The following is a 20,336-nucleotide window of genomic DNA, read 5'->3' on the forward strand; positions in this document are numbered from 1 at the left end:
ACTTCAGCTCCTATGCATGTATATCAGTTTAAAGAGATCATTTCTTTCAAACTATCATGATTTGTTATGGAAAACAACGAGAGGTTTCCTAAGCGAGTCATATTAGCTATGATAAGAAGAAAATGATGTCACGCTGGGGGGAACTGAACGATGAGCTTTATAGCGAGGAAAAATGAAATTGTGCTTCGAATTGCTGCAGCAGCGCAGCAGCTGCCCGTACTTAGCAGCGGTCTCTGGTTCCATCACGATATTCGCGATAACTTTTATTATGCGTCCTATCTATTTGCCGCAGCAGACGATCAGCCGGGACAATGGACTAGCGGCTCGGAAGCCGCTAAGCAAACGGCTGAGGCCGTGCTGCTTGCGATTCTAAATCTTCAGGACAAGGAGCAAGGCAGCGCCACCTACGGTCATTGGCCGCTGAATCTAGGCGCCGATCCGCGCGAAGCGGCTCCGAATCCTCTGCCTGTTGAGCTGATGGGGAGCCTGATGGCTTATTTTGTGAACCGCTACGGCTCTCGGCTAAGCATGCCGCTGCAGGAAGCTTTCGCTTCCGCATTGAAGCATGTTTATCAAAGCCGATTCTATATGCAAACCAACGTGTTCGGCCACCATGACGCCAAGTATACATCCGCCAAGCTAATATTCGGCCAACTGTTCGATGACAGCGCTTTACTTGAAGACGGAGTCAGCAATCTCAAGCGTACGCTGGCTCATATTCACAAGCAGGGCATGTCTGAATACAATAGCTTGCCTTGGTTCTGGCACTGGGTGCAAGCCTTTACATGCGCTTGGCAATTAATCGATGACCAATCCATTAAGCAAGAGCTGGCCGGCATGCTGGATTTTCTCTGGCTGGAACGGGCGAGCTTCTATTTGAAAGGCGCTTTCGTAGGTGCTCATTGCCGTGCGCAGAGACATGATATTCCGCTGGATAGCAACGTTCTGCATGATTATGTGCAATTCGGAGATTTCGAATTGCCTGCCGAGATGCCGAGAACCGAATATGCTGGCTTCTTGTTTTACGAAGCATCATCAGAGATTCGCAGTATAGCGATGAATCGCACGGAGCCCGTAGAGGTCAGAAAGCGCATAATGAAGCAAGTGGGAGCGGGTGCGTCAACGCTTCACAGCTATGCATATATCACGAACGATTATGCCGCAGGTGGAATGTGGGAGCGTTATGCGGAATTCGATAACGAACAGCACCGCTGGGACATTTCACTGCCTTTAAGCAAACAGGCTGGCGTGAACCAAGCTTATTTCTTCCATCCTTCGGATTCGAATGCAAAGGAAGACCCGAGGCATCAAACAGGACATTCAGAGGTTTTATTTTACAGAAATACGATAATGGCCCTTTATTCTATCCCAAATGGAACATCGGATCGTATATTTGGTATATTGCCGCCAATAGAATGGATGCAAGAGCCAGGCATGCTGCTCGGTCAGTCCAAGCAAGTATACTTTGTTGTTTATAGCATGCAGCCCTGCGAGCTTGAGCGTGTATCCGACAAGGTCAACGTGTCAAGCAGCGGGCAGCGTAACGGCATTATTATCGAGGTAGTCGGCGCGGAGGAAGCTGTTGGCGTTGGCATAGACAGCTTTGAAGCTTTCGCGTCAGCGGCTAGAAGCAGAAAGCCTGAATGGTCTGTGGGCGAGAGCCTGAATGTACGCTATATAACCGGCGATCATGTCGAACTTATGCTTGAAATGGAAGGCAATGGCGGCGTAGAAAGAAGAATAAATGGGCAAACCGTCGAATTCACGCAATACACGACATAAAAAGGGGGTGTTTTACATAAAATTCACAGCTTTATTCTGCATATCTCGAGGAAATGGTATCGCTTTCAATGTCGAAATGATATGATTCGATTACAACATTTTTCGAAGGCATAAGGGAGCTGTTAGCGATGCAACGTAAACCAACAATTGGCTTACTGACGCCTTTCTTGGGCGGAAACTACCTTGGTGAAGTTATAAACGAAATTCAGAAGGCAGTTCACAAGAGCGGAGCACGTCTTATTGCAATACGCACAGCGGGCAAACGGTTTAACTGTCCGATCTCGCTTGACCATGTCGACGGCTGGATTATTCTCAATAAAGCCGTATCGGATGATTATATCCAGCAGCTCAGCGGCAAATGGAAAAAGCCGTTCATAACCATTGCGAAGGATATAACCTCGTTAGTGGTGAACGGCCAGATGGTCGTCTGCGACAACGAAGGCGGCATCAAGGAAGCAATGAATCACCTATATGCGCACGGGCACCTTGAAATCGGGTTTGTCGGCAATTTGGGCCTGGACGATATGAAACGCCGGTTCGAGGGCTATAAGCAGGGACTGGAGCAATTGGGCCTGTCCTTTCATGAGGAGTTTGTCATTGATCCTGGTGACCACAGCGTGCTCGGCGGGAGAAGCGCGGCCCAAAACATCGCAGATGCCGGTTTCCCATTCAAGGCCGCAGTCGTCTGCACCGACATGACGGCGTTCGGCATGCTGGAGCGTTTAACAGAGCTGGGCTGCCGATTGCCGGACGATTTTGCTCTAATCGGCTTCGACAATACGGATACGGCAAGGACGAGCAACCCGCGCATGTCCAGTATCGATCAGCATATCCCGCAAGCAGCGACCTTGGTAGTCGAACTGCTGCTTGGGCAAATGAAATACCCGGTCAAAGGCGTTGAACGGCATGTCATTGATTGTACGCTTGTACGTCGGTCGTCTTGCGGCTGCATTAACCAACATAACGAATCGGCCCTAAAGAACGAGCTGCTGTCGGATTATGAAACGGACATTAAGCGAATGACGCAGCTTAACGTCCATTACGAATTCAATAAATTTATTCTGAATTATAATATCGACCGCGTACAGGATTTATCCTGGGTGCTTGCTCCACACTTTCAATGGGCAAGCCAAGGTCAATGGCTAGCATTAGATCAGCTTCGGCCTCAGGCGAAGGTAAGGATTAGCGAATGGTATCATTTTCAGCGGGGATTGGACTTAATCGACACCTCTGCTGCGGAAGAGCCTGAAGTCATCGATATTTCATCCTTTCCGCTATTCGAAAAATCGGATGGAACGGGGCCGGGTGAAGATAGCGAGATGACCTATGTTATTCCTTACCGCACGGCTGCGGACAACTGGAGCGTGCTCGCATTCGGAACGACTATGGCGAGCACGCTCGAGCATATGAACGATTACATGTCGATCGTCCATTACTTGGATTTGATCGCGAATACGCTGGATCGGCAGGCCCTCATCGCGGAGGTGAGCGAGCAGAGCTTTCAATACCGCCAAATTGCCGAGCAGCTCGAAATCGTCTCGCGAACCTCGAATGACGGCATCTGGGAATTAGATCTGCAGAGTGGGGCCGTTGCTTGGAACCAACGTTTCTATGACCTGCTGCTATGCACAGAGGCTAGTCGATTCGAGGCTTTGCTGCATACCGATGACTTGCCACAGTATCAGGCTGCGCTGGGCACTCATTTGGAGACGGGAAAAGCGTTCATGCTGGATGCGCGTCTTCGGAAGCAGTCTGGTCAGTATGTGTGGGCAGCCATTTCAGGGGAAGCGGTAAGGGATATGGACGGTATTGCGCTGCGGATGGTAGGCTCGGTCAGAGACATTACGGAACGCAAGCAGGCCGAGGACAAGATGCGTTATTTGGCTTATCACGATACGTTAACCGGACTTACGAACAGACGCCGATTCTATGAGGAAATTGCCCTAGCGGCTGCCGTCTATGAGCAATCGTTTGCGGTCATCGTAATGGACTTGGACCACTTCAAAAAAATAAACGACAGCTTCGGCCATCAAATGGGCGATCGATTGCTTCAGCTAGTGGCAGACGGCTTGAAGGCGCTGGTTAGGCAGCATGACCATATTGCCAGATTCGGCGGCGATGAATTCGTTATTCTGTATCGCTATGACGAGCTGGAGGAGGTGGATGCGTTCGCAAGATCCATATCGCATCATTTGTCCACGCTGCTGTTAGGCGAGGGAGTCAACCTTACGATTACGATGAGTGCGGGGATCAGTCTTTTTCCAATAGACGGTGCCGACCCGGACACCTTAATCAAGAAGGCTGATATTGCCATGTACAAGGTGAAGCAAAGCGGAAAAAACGATTATGAGATATTCTCTCCGCTCATGATCGAGCAAACGATGTGGCGCATCAATACGGAGAATGAATTGAAGGAAGCCATTGCGAAGGAGCAGTTCGCGCTGCATTACCAGCCTCAGATCGACTTGGCTACTGGCGAGCTGTATGGCGTCGAGGCTTTGCTGCGCTGGTATTCGCCGGACCGTGGCATTGTATCACCACTCACCTTTATTTCTTTGGCAGAAGAGACGGGACTTATCATTCCCATAGGCGAATGGGTCATATCCGAGGCTTGCAGGCAAAGCGTCAAGTGGCGCGATAAAGGATACCAGCCCTTTAAAATTTCAGTCAATATTTCGGGCAGACAGCTGAAGCAGCCGGGATTTGTGGGGATGGTTCGGCAAATTATGGAGCAAACGGGAATGGATCCCCATTATCTTTGCTTTGAAATAACCGAAAGCACAGTTATTGACGATTTGGATACGACGATTGCAATGTTCAAGGAATTGGCCGAATATGGAATACAGATGTCCATGGATGATTTCGGTACAGGATACTCCTCGCTATCCGTATTGCGGAAGCTTCCGCTTAATATGCTGAAAATTGATAAATCCTTTATTAGCGAAATCACTTGCGAGCATCAGGATATTGACATTGTAAAAGCGATTATATCTATTTCTAACAGCTTGAATTTAAAAATCATAGCGGAAGGCGTCGAGCAGGCAGAGCAGCAAGCTTTGCTGAAAGAGCTTGGCTGCCACTGCGTGCAGGGCTACTACATAAGCAAGCCGCTGGCAGCGGAGCAATTCGAGCTTTTGTCGTTCAACGCTATGCAGCATGAAGGCCTTCACACATCGTTCACAGCTCAATAGCTCTAACGAGTCATGCGCAAGGCAACCTCCATTGATACAATTTGGACAGTTAATCCAAATCGATGGAGGTTTTTTATCATGTTGTTAAAAAAGAAATTAGTAGGCGCTGCTCTTGCTGCCGTATTAACGTTGGGCGCGGCAGTTCCGGTATTTGCGCATGACGGCTGGTCACAGACGAGCTCGCCGATCGTAGCGCAGAATCAGGTATCCTATGTGGAGATGATGTATGGAAACCACTCAAACGAGCATAAAAGCTATCGGATCGATGGGCAATGGGGGAGTACTTCCAAAGTCTTCGTAACGACGCCATCCGGTGTGAAATCGGACATAACGGGTACTCGCTTCTACGCGGGGGAGCCAGCAACGGAGGAAACGCCAGCGCTTAACAACTATTTTGTCGCATCCTTCAAATCAAGCATTCCAGGCGCTTATATTATTTCAACTGAATCGGATAGTGTGTTCAAAGGCGCGGAAGCTGCGAGCCGCACGCTTCGCAGCGCGAAATCCTTCGTAGCTGTCAGCGACATTCCGGTGCTTGAGCGCGTAAGCGCGCTTAAAGGCTTTGCTAAGCAGGTTAGTCCTGACCGTGCAGAGCTCGTGCCAGCATTTAATCCAGCGGCAGTGACGCCGGACGAAACGGTGTCGATCCAGCTGCTATTGAAAGGCAAACCGCTTGAGAACACGGCTGTCGACGTCATTCGCCGCAGCAATTCGGAAGCGACGCAGCTGAAAACCGATGCGAAAGGTATCGTTACCTTTAAAACGGGGGCTGCCGACTATTACTTGGTTCGTGCCAAGCCTAGTACGACGGAAGCAAAGGAAGGCGAATACAGTACAACAAATTATGAAGCAACATTAACCTTCACCGTTCAGAATAAATCGATTAAGCTGCCAGGTATGGCGACTTCGGTTAAACCGCTTGTCTATGTGAACGGAAGCGTTGCGGCAGCGAGCAGCCTTACGATTGTTCAAGGAACGACAATGGTAGATGCGGATTTTATCAAGAAAAATGTAGACGCTGCATATCAAGGCAAAGGATTGGTAACCCTCCGCTCGGCAGCTGAAGCGGCAGGCGCTGCCGTTGAATATTTCCCTGCGGTAGGCGGAAATCAAGCAGCGGTTGCGATTTACACGAAATAAGGCTGAACGATGAAACGCGCATTGAAATGCATAATGGTTCTTATGGTGATGTGGGCATGCTTGCCGAGCTTAGTCTCGGCGCATGCCTATATTGCGCAATCGACCCCCTATTCGGATGCGGAGCTGACCGCGGCACCGCCTGCAATCCGACTTACGTTCACGGAAAAGATTGATACGAAGCTTAGCAATGTAACACTGAAACGAATCGACAACGGTGCCGAGACGGCCGGCGTGTTAAGCGGCGATGAGGACATAACGCTTATCTATACCATTCCTAAGCTGAATGACGGCATTTATGAAGTGAGCTGGCAGGTGCTTTCGCTTGATTCCCACATTACGGACGGCTCTTTCCAATTCGCAGTCGGCACCAAGCTTGCGCATACGAAGCCTGATGATACGGTCTCTCTGGACGGCGGGGGTAAAGGAAGCACGGATACGGGATCAGCTGATAGTCCAGCAGCAACGGTTAAACCAACTTCCACGGTAAAACCGAAGCCTACAGCCAAACCGAGCAGCACGCCTAAGCCGACAGCTGCAATATCGCCTTCGGCAGCTCCGCAGGAGACGGTTGCGACGACTGCCGCCCCTGTCGAAACAGAAACGGTTGCGACGACTGCCGTCCCTGTCGAAACAGAAACGGCTGCAAGCAGTCCGGAAGCAACTGAATTACCAGCTGTGTTAGATGATGGAGGTGAGGGAAGCGGGAAAGCAGGAGTGGGAAATGCCAGCACTCCTACGGCAGACGAGTCGTCTGATTCTGAAGCTGCTGCGGAAACTCCGCCTTTGAAGGAAGCTGCGAGCGGCAGCAGTGAGCACAACGGCAGCAGCCATGCGGAAGCAGGCGAGCATGAGCACAAAGGCGGGCATGGCAGCATGGTCGCGCTGCGTGTGCTTGATATTTTGACAAGCGTGCTTCTGCTTGGCATTTTGTTTTTCCGATATGCAATGTGGCGCGAGGATGAGGCTAAGCCGCCTTTCGGTTTCTCTCTTCACGCCGAACGAATCGTTACAGCTGCGGCTGTATTTGTATGGATCATAACAGGGTTAACGCGGTTATCCATGTTATCCGAGCAATTTGGCGGTATTTCCCTCTATGCGCTTGCCACCGGTTCTATGATCGGGAAAGTTGCGATACTCAGGCCAGCGCTTGCTCTTCTCCTGCTGCTGCTTGCCTTTGCTCCAAGCAAAGAACGAATATGGGCAAATCCTGTTAAGTTCGTTGCGGCGGCAGCATTAATTGCGAGCTTTCCATTAACAGGTCATGCTTACGCCTCTTTAGTCGGTGCATCGACTGCGATCGTGGCGCATGTCTTTCATATGGCGGCTGCGGCGGTTTGGTTCGGCGGGCTTGCGGGCTTGTTCGCTATGACTTTTGAGAAGAAGGCGGCGGAGCGTTTGAACGAAGCGGCCGTGCGTTTCTCCTCGTGGGCGCTGCCAAGCATGCTTCTCGTACTGTTAAGCGGAATCTGGCTGGCTTCAGCGAGGCTGTCTGCATGGGGAGAGCTGTTCAGCACCGCATACGGCAAGCTGATCGTCGCGAAAATCGGTTTAATGCTGCTTGTGCTCGTTATCGCAGCGCTTCATATGTTTGTATTCATGCCGCGAATTTCCAAGGCGGATGCAAGGCGGGGACTGCTGCTCGGTATCCGGGCGGAGGTACTGCTTGCGGTTGCATTGTTTGTCGCAGCCGGCTGGCTCTCGTCAACCTCGCCGCCTGCAGAGAGTGCTTCGGCGCTGAGTGAGCCGATTTATTGGCATGTGATGGGTGATAAAGCGCATATGAGCATGCGTATTTCAGACAGTGAGCAGTCGAAAGAGCAATCGGCGAGGCTTGACGTTTGGCTTCCCGAAGGTCAAGATGCGCCTGTGTCAGCCAAAGCAGTTGTCACCGTTGACGGTATTAGCGGGCAACTGCCGATGCCACTCGCGCTGCAGCCGCTCGAAGAGGAATTGTTCGAATATCCCGGTTATACCAAATATACTTACCGGGCAGCTGGAGCATTTATTAAATCGAACCAGAATAGCTTAATTCAAATAGATATCGAGGATGGAGAAGGCAATAAATTTCATTACGAACGATCTTTCGGAGATGAGCATCAGCATCCGTAACTGAGCCTTGGTGTAATGCTTGACTTCATAAGAAGCATCTGCTAATGTCACCATCAGGGAAAAGGCGGGTGTTAGCATGATCATCGGCATCGGACATGATTTATCTGAGATCGAGCGAATGGCTAAAGTGCTGAATGGGAGCGCAGGCAAAAGATTTCTGGAACGTGTGCTCTCAGCGGCTGAACGCGATCTTGCAGCTGAATATTCAGGCGAGCGGCTTCATCAATTTACAGCGGGCCGTTTTGCAGCTAAGGAAGCTGTCGTGAAAGCTTTTGGTTGCGGGATCGGGAAGGTATTAGGCTTTACGGATATTACTATATTGCGTGGAAGCTGCGGTAAGCCGGAATGCTATCTTTCTGCTGGAGCTTGGGAACGCCTTGGCTTGGAGCAGGACACCATGCGAATTCATGTGACGATTACGCATGAGCGGAAGCTGGCATCTGCTTTTGCGGTGGTGGAGAGGATAAGGGAGTAACCTTTTGCCTATACTTGGAATGTAATATACCAAGTCGGTTTGTCGAGAGGGGATCACCTGGCATGAAGGAGCAGCGTCATCAGAAGACGAAACGCCGTTTCAAGACGGGGCAATGGGTCGAATACGAAGGCCTATATACGGATGATTGGGGCGGTGACCTGGTACTGATGCAGGGCGATTTGTTTCCCTTGCATCCGCAGATGGGTGAAACGCACTGGACCTATGCGGGCCAGTCGGCCCTTCATTTCATGAATTCTCCCAAAATAAACGGTCACCACATCGGCTATTAGACGATAGCTATTAAAAAGGATACCGAAAGCGGCGCAGCTGCTTCGGTATCCTTATTTTTATTTCTTGCCTGCTAGCCATTCGGATAGACCAGCTATTTCTTCGGCACTCAAGCGTTCTTTAAAGGCAGGCATCGAGCCTTCGCCTTCTTCGATTTGCTGAGCAATATCCGCAGCGCTCATCCGGGCACCAACCTTGCGAAGATCGGTTGCAGGTCCAACTCTGCCTTGCAGTCCGGTGCCATGACAGCTTACGCAGTTGGCTTTGTAGACGGAGACGGCCTCGCTAGGTCCGTCAAGCGCATTTTTGTCGTCATCTGCTGATTTTTCGCCGCTGCCGCATCCTGCTAAAGCGAGTACGAGCATAAAAGGAATAAAATAAGCAAAGGAGGCCTTCGAAATCTGGTGAATCATAAATAATATCATTCCTCTCAAAATTTCATAATTATGGAATTTTTGGACTTATCAAGGTGGATTCACAAGACGTCCATATGAATTTGCAACATTAATTCGTATAATAGAGAAGCTAGTAAACGATAACAATCACATTTCCTTTATTATATCGCAATTTAAGTTACAGGAGAATTCATGAAACCGACAATAGATAGTATTTTACAAAACCAGCTGCATAAGCTCCAAGCCGAGGTCCTTATAAGCGCATATACAGATAGCATGCCAGGCTGGATCGAGCAGAGGTCAGAGCCGGACTTTTTTCGTTTCTGTTATTGCGAGAAAGGAAAGGCCTGGCTCGATATAGGAGAAGAAAAATATATCATTCAGCCGGGAACTCTTTATTTCTTGCCTGCAGGTACGCTACAATCATTTGGTACGGATGGCGCAGAACCGTTTGGTCGCTATTGGTGCCACTTCCGTCTGGAGCTCGGCGACGTGCAGGTTATCAATTCCTTGCAGCTGCCTCGGTTCATTTATGTAGAAGAGAGGCACAAGATTAAGGCGTTGTTCACGAAGCTGGTAGAATGCCAGCAGATGCGCACAATGACAAGGGAGCTGCGGTTGAAGGCGATTTTGCTTGAGCTGCTTGCCATCTATTTGGATCAAAGCCATGCTCAGCGTGAAACATTGCATGAATCCGGGGTCGAGATCAAGTGGAACGAGGTTCTTGCTTATATCGAAGCTAATTTGCATATGAATATTCAAGTAGAGGAGCTGGCGAAGTTCGCTTTCCTGCATCCGAATTATTTCATAACTTCTTTCAAAAGCATCATGGGCTGCTCGCCGATTCAATATGTCACGAACCGGCGTATTGCGCTTGCGAAGCAGCTGCTTATGGAGACAGATCTTCCAGTGTCGACTGTCGCTAAGCAAGTTGGCATGCAAAATCATTATCTATCAAGGCTGTTCAAAAGATATACAGGCATTACGCCGGTCCAATACAGACGAATCGGCAAGCATAACGGCAGTATTCGATTGCAGTCTGCCAATGCGACAATCGAGGAGGAAAACAGCTAGTGGAACAGAACGATATAAAAACGTTTTTTAGCACGGAGCTGCTTGGCTGGTACCGGCTTATTAAGCGTGATTTGCCATGGCGCATGAACAGGGATCCTTACCGGGTATGGGTATCGGAAATTATGCTGCAGCAGACGCGTGTAGATACCGTTATACCCTACTATAATCAGTTTATGAGCAAATTTCCAACAGTAACCGCACTTGCGGAGGCGCCTGAGACCGAGGTGCTTAAGAGCTGGGAAGGGCTCGGCTATTATTCAAGGGCAAGGAATCTGCAAGCAGGCGCCAGAGAAGTAAAGGAACGTTACGGCGGAATCGTGCCTGACGATAAAGCGTCCGTTGCGGGCCTGAAAGGCGTAGGACCTTATACGAGCGGGGCAATTATGAGTATTGCGTTCAACCGGCCGGAGCCTGCCGTGGACGGCAATGTCATGCGGGTGCTCTCCCGATATTTCTGCCTGGAGGACGATATTGCGAAGCCATCCACGCGTGTCAGCATTGAGAAGCTGGCAGCCTCTCTTATTCCCGAAGGGGCGGCGGGAGACTTTAACCAAGCGCTGATGGAGCTAGGCGCACTTGTATGCACGCCAAAGTCGCCAAGCTGCCTGCCTTGTCCTGTCATGGAGCATTGCGCGGCCAGGCTCTCCGGCAGGGAGACAGAATTGCCGATCAAGACGAAAGCGAAGCCGCCTCGTGCGGAATTCAGGACGGCAGCTATTGTGATGGGAAGCGGGGAGCAGGCAGGCAAGATTCTAGTACGTCAGCGTCCGGAGACGGGGCTGCTTGCCCAAATGTGGGAGCTGCCTCATCTGCTGCTGCCGCCTGATAAAGCGAAGCTGCTGGCTGATACGGCGCCTAAGGAGCAGGGGGAGCTTGCTGAGATGATCAGCAGAATGCTTGAATCGGATACGGGAATGTTAATTCGTCCGCGAAGCTGGTTTACGGATGCTGATCATATTTTCAGCCATATCCACTGGAAGATGCGGTTTTATTTGGCCGATTTAGGAGAGGATGCAGGGGCGCTAGAAGCTGCCGCTGCGTCGGCAGCCATGGGAAATGCCGTTGTTGCAGCTGAATCTACAGCTGAATATGCGGCTGACGCACGAGCGGGACAAGTTGAAGCGTCGAGCATATATCGTTGGATTGGCAAAGAAGATATGGAAACATTGCCGTTTCCGAATCTATTTTTGCGGATTTTGAAGCAATTTTGGGAATAAAGGAATATAAGAGGCGGAGGAGAAGCGGATGGGCCAAATGCTTGAGCTGCTGCTGCAGCACAAAATCGTTGCGATTCTAAGGGGAATCGAGGACCGGCACGCGGATGCGGCTGGAGAGGCTTTGATCGACGGCGGCATTCATATGATGGAAATTACGATGAATACGGAAGGCGCAGCGGTTATGATCGATCGTTGGCGTGCCAAATTCGGGACAAAGGCTGCAATTGGAGCGGGTACAGTAACGGATGTGGAGCTGGCTGAGCAGGCGGTTGCTGCAGGCGCGCAGTTTCTTATCTCTCCTAATTTGGACGAAGAAGTGATTGCATACGGCCTTGAGCGCGGAATCTCCGTTTGGCCAGGCGTTATGACGCCGACAGAGATTGTCAAAGCTTGGAAGGCAGGAGCCGAGGCTGTGAAGATTTTCCCTATGGGAACGCTAGGCATAAGCTATTTGCAGGAAATTCGCGGTCCGTTGAACGCTATCCCGATGATGGCCACAGGCGGGGTAGATCTGCATAATATTGCTGATTATTTCAAAGCAGGTGCCAATGCAGTCGGAATGGGCAGCAAGCTTGTTAATTTGGAATGGATTCGCGAAGGGAAATTCGAGCAGGTCACGGAGAGAGCGCGGCAATTCGTAGAGGCCGTGCGTGAATTGTAACGTAAAGGAGGCAGCTTTGTGGACGTTGTCTTAATCTTGTTACTCGTACTTATACTGGTCATCGCCCTCATGTCCGTACTGGTTTGGCAAATGGGGGCTAAAAGCCAGACGCCGCGCAAGCTTGCGAATGGAGACTCCCCTGAGGTTGGAACGCAATGGGAGCGACACTCGTTCATGAGCCATGGCTCTAGGCTGGAAGGCTGGCTGCTGCAGCCAGCTGACGATACGTTGCTTGCGGAGGGACTTTCCCCGCTTGTCGTGGTTGCCCACGGCTGGGGCTCTAACCGAACGCGAGTGCTCCGCTATACAAGACCGATCTATGAAGCTGGCTATGCGGTTTTCATGTACGATGCGCGAAGCCACGGAGACAGTGAGTCGATTGCGGCTCCATCAGCGCTTATGTTTCGCGATGACGTGCTGGCTGCCGTGGAAGCGGCGAGGCGCTTGCCCGGCATGGATACGAAGCGGATTGCGGTTATCGGCCATTCGCTGGGCGGCTTCGGAGCGCTTCTTGCGCTAGATCGGGGCTTGCAGGTAAGCTGCGTTATAACGGACTCTATGCCTGTTCGCTTCGAGACGATGATGAAGTCGGAGCTGCGGCGCAAAAAAATACCGATTTTTCCGCTAGCCTATCTGATTCCGAGGGTATGGCTTATTCGCGCAAAAATTTCACTATCGCAGTTCAAGGAAGCTGACATACCGAATGTTCTTTTGCGCCGAGCGGGAAAGGCCGGAGCAGGACGTACTCCTGTTTTGATGGTACATGCGGTAGGCGATGATTTCATCAGCTCAGAAGATTTGAAGCATTTAAAGGATGAGCTGCCGAGCGGAATTGTAAGCACCTTGTTTGTAGCAGGTAACGGACATAGCCAATCGGAGCAGGATCCTGCTTTTTGGGAGAGTGTGCTGCCTTTCCTGAAAGAGTCGGTCATCAATTGCGATAACAAAAAGGAAGCCCGCGGCACGAGGCTGCAGGCTTCAAGAGAGAATATATAATAAAGGGGGGTCATGAATTCATTATATAAGCATAAGATGAAACCAAGCTGAGAGAAACATTACAGTTTCATTACATAGCTGTTAAGCCTAGTTGCTTTAAAAAAGACTTGCGATGCTATGCTTCAGATATAGGAGCAATTGCCTCGCATACCGTTCAGGAGGTTCGAATGCAGAGAGTAGGATCCAAACTATTAGTGGTTGTTGTCATAATCGCTGCCGCGTTCTGGCTAGATCTTAAGCTGGATTTGTTTCCCGCAGCGGCCGAGTCGGAAGAGGTGGCGACGATGGACGAGACGAACAAGCTGGAAGCGCTGGAGCTTGAGCTCGCAAAACATTTTCAGGCACGATCAGAACGATTCTCGGTTACATATACAGGGGACAAGCAAGAGCTGTCTGATCAAATGACGGATGTCATACGGTTAGCGCTCAAACATGATGACTACTCCGCCTATATTCTTGAATCCTACATCTATACGATTCGCAGCTGGGGCAATAAATCGACAATCGCTCTCGAAGCAAGGTACCGCGAGACGCTTGAGCAGACAGCTGTCGTCGATCGCGAAGTTGCAAAGGCGCTGCAATCCATTATTGAGCCTGGCATGAACGATCATGAGAAAATCAAAGCTATTCATGATTGGATAGTGAGCCATGTGGAGTATGACCAATCGTTGTCCCATTACACAGCCTATCAAGCGGTTACAATAGGCGAAGCCGTTTGCCAGGGCTATTCACTGCTAGGCTACAAGATGCTTAAAGCGGCCGGGCTGACGGCACTAATTGCTGAGGGCACCGTGAATACGGGAGAGCATGCGTGGAATATGGTGAAGCTTGACAATACATGGTACCATCTGGACTTTACATGGGATGACCCGGTTGGCATTAAAGCAGCGGACAAAGACGCTCTAACGAAAACGGCTAATCCTGAACAGTCTACAATTAGATATAATTATTATTTGCGGACAGACGAAGAGCTGAGGGCTGACCACCAATGGACGAAGACGTACCCTTCCGCATCGGTATCTTATGCCGATACGATAAGCGAGCTGGAGCAGCAAGGCCATTCCAGCGAGCGCAGCCGCTTCGCTAAGCTGAAGCTGGCACTTGGCCTTCACTGGCTGGATCCCGAGTATACGGTATCTAGCGAGGACCAGCTTGCGCAGGTCATACGAACGGCATTGGATACGAAGTCAGCCAGCTTGGCATTCCGTTATGAGCAAGGCGACCAGTTTCCGGCGGCGCTAAAAGCAGCGTTCGAGCTAATCAACATAGCGGTAGGCTATCGTGCGAGTTATGAGCCCTATGCGGGAGATAAGTCGCTTCTAGTTCGCTTGCAGCTGGAATACGGCAAATAATAGCATCGGCACGCAGGGCTGTCCCAAAAGGGCAGCAGAGAGTCAGAGACTTCCATCCATAACATGCCCAAAAACCTTCAACACCACTATAAAAGTGGGGATGGAGGTTTTTTGTATTTCTATATGATGTGGCAAGAAAGAGGAAGTTTTAGTTGCCTATAGCGACTTCTAGGACAGCCCTGTATTTAGTTTGTAATTGTATCTAATAAATTTAATCTACGCATATAGGGGACCAATAGGGGGACGATCTCAAAGCTTGTGAGATTCTGGTTTAGGGAGATGAAGCAATTCTGCAAGCTGTGTAGCCAAAAATAATGGCGTATAAGGTAAATCATTACGGAGCCAGAATACAATCGTGCCAATGAACGCAGAGGAGCCGTACCAGATCACGATATCTTTTTGCACGTTCAAAGTTGAAGATGTCTCACGCATGTTCATGCGATCGGTGATAAGATCAACAATTAGCTCCATGAGCCGTTCCGTAAAAACAGGTATGCGCTTGGAAGCGAGCAGAACCTTATAAAAATTCGAGTTTTCCGCAATATGCTCAAGCAATTTGACGATGATTTGTATGTTAAAGCCGGTTTGGTTATGAGCTTCCCTCAAGATGGACTGCATTTCGTTAATCATGTCATCAGCTAGGCTAGCAATCATATCTGGAATATCTCGATAATGAAGATAGAAGGTAACGCGATTAATCGTCGCTCGCTCCGCGATGCGATTCACGGTAACTTTCTCAAGCTCAAGCTCGTGAAGCAATTCAATAAATGCGTCTCTAATTAATTGGCGTGTACGGAGTACGCGCGGATCTGTTCGTTGTGATTTTGTTGACAAGAGCAAGCACTTCCTTTCTTTTCCAATGCACTCTGCGACAAATTCTGCGCAATTTGTAGATTATGTAATAGATAGACGACAAATGAGTTGAAATCGTCAACTAATAAACATTTTTATAAAAGCTGTAGCTTGTGAACAATCGGATATGTGATTATAATTCTATTTACATCTAGTTCACTATACCACACACTGTAAATTAGTTGTAATTTGAATTCGAAAGGAATACGTAAAATGAGTAAAACGGCAACATTTGATAGTAGTACGATTAAGAAAGGCCCGCTATTGTTTGTCATGATTTTGGGAGCATTCATTGCTATTCTCAATCAAACGATTATGAGCGTTGCTTTACCGGAGCTCATGGTCGAATTTGATATTTCGGCATCTACAGGCCAATGGCTGACCACCGGCTATATGCTGGTTAATGGCGTTCTGATTCCGATAACAGCGTTCCTTATGCAGCGATTTACGACGCGTGAGCTGTTTCAAACATCCATGATTATTTTCCTCATTGGCAGCATTGTTTCTGCCTTTGCACCCGGCTTTGAAGTTTTGTTGACCGGCCGCTTGATTCAAGCAGCGGGGGCTGGGATTCTAATGCCGCTTCTCATGAATGTTATTCTGACCATCTATCCGCCTGACAAGCGTGGAGCTGCTATGGGAATGGTGGGGCTGTCCATCATTTTTGCTCCTGCTGTTGGTCCTGCAATAGCTGGCTATATTTTGGAGCATTATTCATGGCGTGCTCTTTTCTATGGCATCATTCCATTTGCCGTTCTTGTTATTGTCGTTGCTTTTGTATATTTAAAAAATGTTTCCGAACGTACCTATCCCAAAATCGATGCGTGGGGCGCTGTACTCTCAACAATCGGATTTGGTTTCCTTCTTTACGGATTCAGTAGCGCTGGCGCCAAGGGTTGGTCGAGCACGGAAGTTGTCCTGTCTATTGTAGTAGGCGTAGTGGCATTGATCCTGTTTACATGGCGACAACTGGTTATCAAAAGTCCGCTTCTTGATCTTAGGGCTTTCAAACACAACATGTTTACTCTGACAACGTTAATCAACATTGCAGTTACGATGGTCATGTATGCCGATATGATGCTGCTTCCCTTGTATTTGCAAAACGCTCGTGGATATACGGCGTTGGAGTCCGGAATACTCATGCTCCCAGGCGCACTGTTAATGGGCTTGATGATGCCGGTGGCTGGGAAGCTGTTCGATAAGTTCGGAGCGAAATGGTTGTCTATTATCGGTATGGCCATTACGATTGTAACCACACTGGGATTCATTAATCTGACAGATTCAACGAGTTATACGTATCTAGTCCTCATGTCAACAGGACGACGCTTAGGGATGGCGCTTTTCTTAATGCCAATCACAACGGCGGGCCTCAATCAATTGCCTTCAAGACTGAATGCGCATGGTACAGCTATTTCCAATACGATCAAGCAAGTGGCGGGCGGCGTAGGAACGGCATTGCTGGTCACGGTTATGACGACCAGAACCGAGTCTCATCTCGTTGACCAAATGACGGCAAACGGAGTAGCGACTGCTTCTAAGGAACTTATAAAAGAGGCGTCAATTCAAGGAATTAATGATTCGTATCTCGTTATCGTCGGAATCGGAATTGTTGGCCTGTTGCTTTCCTTCTTCATTAAGCGAGTAGGACAGGCAGAAGAAGAAGAAACGGGCAATAAGGAAGTTCTTGTAAAACCGAAACCCGTTAGTGCAACTTAGGAAATTTATGGGTAAGGGTATGCAGGAAGGCTATTCAATCATCGAGTGAATGTTGAAAACTGCATACTGAAGCATGAAAGAGAGGCTGGTGAGCGATCACCAGCCTTTTTTGTATTGCCAATTCATTAAATTGCTACGGTAATATGTTTTTATATTTTTGAGGTGCTACCCTGTTGATGATCACAACCGAGAGCCGTATTTATTTCACAGCAGCTGCGCAATAAGGCCGAATATGATCTCAATAGACAACCTTGCGTAATTAAGATTTCTTTTCATGCATGGAAGAAAGGGTGTGCAAGCTGTATTATTCTCGGCTCGCACACCCGTTTGATGTTCAATTGAAAAATGAAATTGACATGCATGGCAGTACGTTATTGACCATTGTTTCTCGCTGCCGTCATTTGCTGCCAAACGGAGCCGGCAGCCTCTTCGCCGCGTTCGATCCGCTCAAGCGCCATTTGGGCTTGGAGCTGAATTTCAAACTCGCTGTCCTTAGCAGCCTCGCGGAGTGCCTCGACAGCCGATTCGTCGCCAGCCTCATACAGGAATCTCGCAGCCCGCCAACGGACAAGCTTGTTCTTATCACGAAGCGATTCAATCATCGGCTGCGTTGCTGCGGGATCGCCAAGGTCCGATAATGTATCACCAGCCGTGCGCCTCACGGAGGTAGAGGAGTCGCGGAGCGCAATGAACAGGTACGGCAGTGCTTCTGGTGCACGCAAATCGCCAAGGTAAATGACGGCAAGCCTTCTAATCGATGTATTCTCGTCCTTGATCGCTTCCGCTAGCAGAGGCAGTCCTTCGATTGCGGATACGTATCTGTCGAGCGCAGCATAGCGTACCTGCCAGTCGGGAGAGGCGAACTGTGCAGTTGCTTCCTCAAGCGTTAGCGGCACGGGTCTAACGACAGCTGGCGCGGCGCCTTCCTCAATCCCTGTTTGGCCTTGCTCAATCGCGGCTTGAACGAGTGTCTCGAGCCGCTCAGTCGAATAAGAGGCCTCAAGCTCTCGGACGATCTCAACTGCGATCTCATCAGGCTCTCCGTAGCGGACGCCGAATTCCTCCAGCTTGCGCTCCCGAATCATGCCTGAGCCGGCAGCACGGCTTACGGCTTCGCCGAACTGGGCAGGCAAAGCAGAGCGCGCTTCCGTATCTCCCATTCGTACGCGTACCTGCATAGGGATGCCCCGATACATTTGGACGAGAACCTGTGCTTCGCCGTAGCTCGTGGCAGGTCCCTTGCCGCCTGCCTGCTCCCCATCAGCGGCATCCTTCTGGAGCAGCTGTCCAGCCGCCGCGAGTATGGCCGCCCAATCCGCTCCCGGCTTTCGGTCCAGCGCGATAAAGTCAGCGGTACGGAATAAGCTGCGTACGCCATTGATTTGAAGCAGCTGCTGCAGCAGGCCCGGCGCTTCGCCTGCCTCACTCGCCTTATACGTAAATCTGCGACCGCGCGGCAGCGTCTCGTCCACGTTCAGCTTCATGGAATTCGGACTCGGCGTGGGCTCTATGGAAATTAATTTCATAAGGAAACCTCCTGAAAGGGTGATGGATTCGTCATTCGTTTCCAGCAATTGAGTAACATTTGCTGCGTCGAAAGCGTAGTCTTATGTGTAAAACCTATATATCCAAGTGTAACTGATTTTAGAAATGGATGCGAACGTTGAACGGCATTCGGGTCGGAATCATTTTGCGGCAGGAGGCTTTACGTATAAATAACATATTTGCATTGTAAGCTGTCACCTTGGTATCTTATAAAAACAAAACAATTTGCGGGGAGGGATGAACGGTTGAGGTTAAAACGATTTGCAAACATAGATCCGATTGAACAGCACACATCGTTGAAGCAATTCAAAAGATGGCGTCAAGAGCGCATTCGCAGGCTGAGAATGAAGGATTATTCATTCACCGTTCCGAATGTCGAGCCTGACATCGCATATTTGGAAGATAACCGAAAATGGCCTTCCCTCACTTGGGTCGGGCATTCGACCTTTTTCATACAGCTTGGCGGTTTGAATATTATGACGGACCCGGTCTGGTCCACCCAGATGGCTTTTCAAAAAAGGCTCTCACCGCCGGGTATTCCAATCGACGATGTTCCGCCTGTCGATGTTGTTCTTATTTCACATTCCCATTATGATCATTTGAATATCAACTCGCTCAGGAGACTGATCGGTGGCAGGCAGCTGCTTGTTCCGGCAGGTCTAGGGGCTAAACTTCGAAAAAAAGGCTTTATCCGCGTCCACGAGCTGCACTGGTGGGAATCCGTTATGATTAGCGGAGTCAAATTCACCTTCGTGCCTTCCCAGCATTCCACGAGGCGCAGTCCATGGGATACGAACAGCTCGCACTGGGGAGGTTTTGTCATTGAACGTCCTGCGTCGCGCAGCGGCAAGCTTGCTAGCAGGCCTGCGGGCAGTGAGGCTTCGACCGTGAAGGTCTCCTCGGTAAATGCCGAGGCCCGCGCTGAGACGGCCAGCGCAGCCGAGGAGGCTGAACGCTTGCATCCGTTCTTTAGCGGAGCGGCGGAGCTGGAGAGGCCTCTAGTGGCGGATTTCCCGACGATATATTTCGCGGGTGACAGCGGCTACTTTCAAGGCTTTAAGGAAATTGGCAAAAGGTTTCCGATTGATGTAGCCTTGCTGCCGATTGGCGCTTACGAGCCTGAATGGTTTATGGCTCCGCAGCATATTACGCCTGAGCAGGCGCTCCAAGCGTTCGATGATTTGTCGGCCAAATGGTTCGTGCCGATGCATTTCGGCGCATTCAAGCTAGCCGATGATACGCCGCGCGAAGCGCTGGATCGGCTGGAAGCAGAGCGCAGGAGCCGAAGTATTCCGGATGAGCGCATCGTTATTTTGCCGCTTGGCGAGACATGGCGATTGTCTGGGAAATAACAAACGCGAACAAATGCACGCCAAATTCGCGCAATGACGACAGTAGAAGAACGGGTTATACTGTTCTAGAGCATAGATTGGCAAATGATGACGAATCAAGGTTTGCTTGCATGCCTGAGGCAGAGCTTACGAAGCAAGGTATGCAAGCAAACCTAAGTAAAGCTTACGAAGCAAGGTTTGCAAGCAAACCT

General features: G+C 49.8%; 16 protein-coding genes. 13 read left to right on the top strand and 3 right to left on the bottom strand.

The window, feature by feature from the left end:
* Window positions 1–150 precede the first annotated feature (150 nt).
* The 6 genes from AB4Z29_RS18720 (at window position 151) to AB4Z29_RS18745 (ending at window position 8,987) form a co-directional block, all read left to right on the top strand.
* On the top strand, window positions 151–1,782 hold the full coding sequence (locus tag AB4Z29_RS18720; RefSeq protein WP_441944539.1) for a hypothetical protein: 1,632 nt from the start codon (window positions 151–153) through the stop codon (window positions 1,780–1,782).
* Between the two features lie 128 nt (window positions 1,783–1,910).
* A complete protein-coding gene (locus AB4Z29_RS18725) occupies window positions 1,911–4,973 on the top strand; it encodes an EAL domain-containing protein (protein WP_441944540.1) in 3,063 nt (1,020 codons plus the stop codon).
* A gap of 78 nt (window positions 4,974–5,051) precedes the next feature.
* Window positions 5,052–6,113, top strand: a complete 1,062-nt coding sequence (locus AB4Z29_RS18730) for a DUF4198 domain-containing protein (protein WP_441944541.1) — start codon at window positions 5,052–5,054, stop codon at window positions 6,111–6,113.
* Between the two features lie 9 nt (window positions 6,114–6,122).
* Window positions 6,123–8,222 carry a copper resistance protein CopC gene (locus AB4Z29_RS18735; RefSeq protein ID WP_441944542.1) on the top strand — a complete coding sequence of 700 codons (2,100 nt, stop codon included), beginning with the start codon at window positions 6,123–6,125 and terminating at the stop codon, window positions 8,220–8,222.
* Between the two features lie 76 nt (window positions 8,223–8,298).
* Entirely contained in the window at window positions 8,299–8,697 is a 399-nt protein-coding gene (acpS, locus tag AB4Z29_RS18740; protein ID WP_441944543.1) for a holo-ACP synthase, read from the top strand.
* 62 nt (window positions 8,698–8,759) lie between these two features.
* Window positions 8,760–8,987 (top strand): hypothetical protein, encoded by a 228-nt coding sequence (locus AB4Z29_RS18745; RefSeq protein ID WP_183559337.1) that lies wholly within the window; start codon window positions 8,760–8,762, stop codon window positions 8,985–8,987.
* A gap of 57 nt (window positions 8,988–9,044) precedes the next feature.
* On the opposite strand, the gene AB4Z29_RS18750 is transcribed toward AB4Z29_RS18745, so the two are convergent.
* Window positions 9,045–9,398, bottom strand: a complete 354-nt coding sequence (locus AB4Z29_RS18750) for a c-type cytochrome (RefSeq protein ID WP_441944544.1) — start codon at window positions 9,396–9,398, stop codon at window positions 9,045–9,047.
* A 174-nt stretch (window positions 9,399–9,572) separates the two neighbouring features.
* Here AB4Z29_RS18750 and AB4Z29_RS18755 point away from each other — a divergent pair, with 174 nt between their 5' ends.
* The 5 genes from AB4Z29_RS18755 to AB4Z29_RS18775 all read left to right on the top strand — a co-directional run bounded on the left by AB4Z29_RS18755 (window position 9,573) and on the right by AB4Z29_RS18775 (window position 14,680).
* Window positions 9,573–10,454: an AraC family transcriptional regulator gene (locus AB4Z29_RS18755; RefSeq protein WP_441944545.1), complete on the top strand. Its 882-nt coding sequence runs from the start codon at window positions 9,573–9,575 to the stop codon at window positions 10,452–10,454.
* The gene (gene mutY / locus AB4Z29_RS18760; protein WP_441944546.1) at window positions 10,454–11,671 is read left to right on the top strand and encodes an A/G-specific adenine glycosylase; all 1,218 of its coding nucleotides are present in this window, start codon (window positions 10,454–10,456) and stop codon (window positions 11,669–11,671) included. Before AB4Z29_RS18755 ends, mutY begins: the two co-directional genes overlap by 1 nt.
* A 28-nt stretch (window positions 11,672–11,699) precedes the next feature.
* Complete coding sequence (locus tag AB4Z29_RS18765) at window positions 11,700–12,332, top strand: bifunctional 4-hydroxy-2-oxoglutarate aldolase/2-dehydro-3-deoxy-phosphogluconate aldolase (protein ID WP_441944547.1); 633 nt, start codon at window positions 11,700–11,702, stop codon at window positions 12,330–12,332.
* 18 nt (window positions 12,333–12,350) lie between these two features.
* A complete protein-coding gene (locus AB4Z29_RS18770; RefSeq protein WP_441944548.1) occupies window positions 12,351–13,328 on the top strand; it encodes an alpha/beta hydrolase in 978 nt (325 codons plus the stop codon).
* 167 nt (window positions 13,329–13,495) lie between these two features.
* The gene (locus AB4Z29_RS18775; protein ID WP_441944549.1) at window positions 13,496–14,680 is read left to right on the top strand and encodes a transglutaminase domain-containing protein; all 1,185 of its coding nucleotides are present in this window, start codon (window positions 13,496–13,498) and stop codon (window positions 14,678–14,680) included.
* Between the two features lie 249 nt (window positions 14,681–14,929).
* Here the strand turns inward: AB4Z29_RS18775 and AB4Z29_RS18780 are convergent, their stop codons facing one another.
* Window positions 14,930–15,514: a TetR/AcrR family transcriptional regulator gene (locus tag AB4Z29_RS18780; protein ID WP_441944550.1), complete on the bottom strand. Its 585-nt coding sequence runs from the start codon at window positions 15,512–15,514 to the stop codon at window positions 14,930–14,932.
* A 231-nt stretch (window positions 15,515–15,745) separates the two neighbouring features.
* Here AB4Z29_RS18780 and AB4Z29_RS18785 point away from each other — a divergent pair, with 231 nt between their 5' ends.
* On the top strand, window positions 15,746–17,248 hold the full coding sequence (locus tag AB4Z29_RS18785) for a DHA2 family efflux MFS transporter permease subunit (RefSeq protein WP_441944551.1): 1,503 nt from the start codon (window positions 15,746–15,748) through the stop codon (window positions 17,246–17,248).
* A 371-nt stretch (window positions 17,249–17,619) separates the two neighbouring features.
* On the opposite strand, the gene AB4Z29_RS18790 is transcribed toward AB4Z29_RS18785, so the two are convergent.
* A complete protein-coding gene (locus AB4Z29_RS18790) occupies window positions 17,620–18,774 on the bottom strand; it encodes a virulence factor (RefSeq protein WP_441944552.1) in 1,155 nt (384 codons plus the stop codon).
* Window positions 18,775–19,038: 264 nt separating this feature from the next.
* Between AB4Z29_RS18790 and AB4Z29_RS18795 the strand changes: the two genes are divergently transcribed.
* Window positions 19,039–20,145, top strand: coding sequence for an MBL fold metallo-hydrolase (locus AB4Z29_RS18795; protein WP_441944553.1), 1,107 nt, complete (start codon window positions 19,039–19,041; stop codon window positions 20,143–20,145).
* Window positions 20,146–20,336: the final 191 nt, after the last annotated feature.

This window comes from Paenibacillus sp. 2TAB23 (assembly GCF_052115165.1).
In the GTDB taxonomy this organism is placed as follows: domain Bacteria; phylum Bacillota; class Bacilli; order Paenibacillales; family Paenibacillaceae; genus Pristimantibacillus.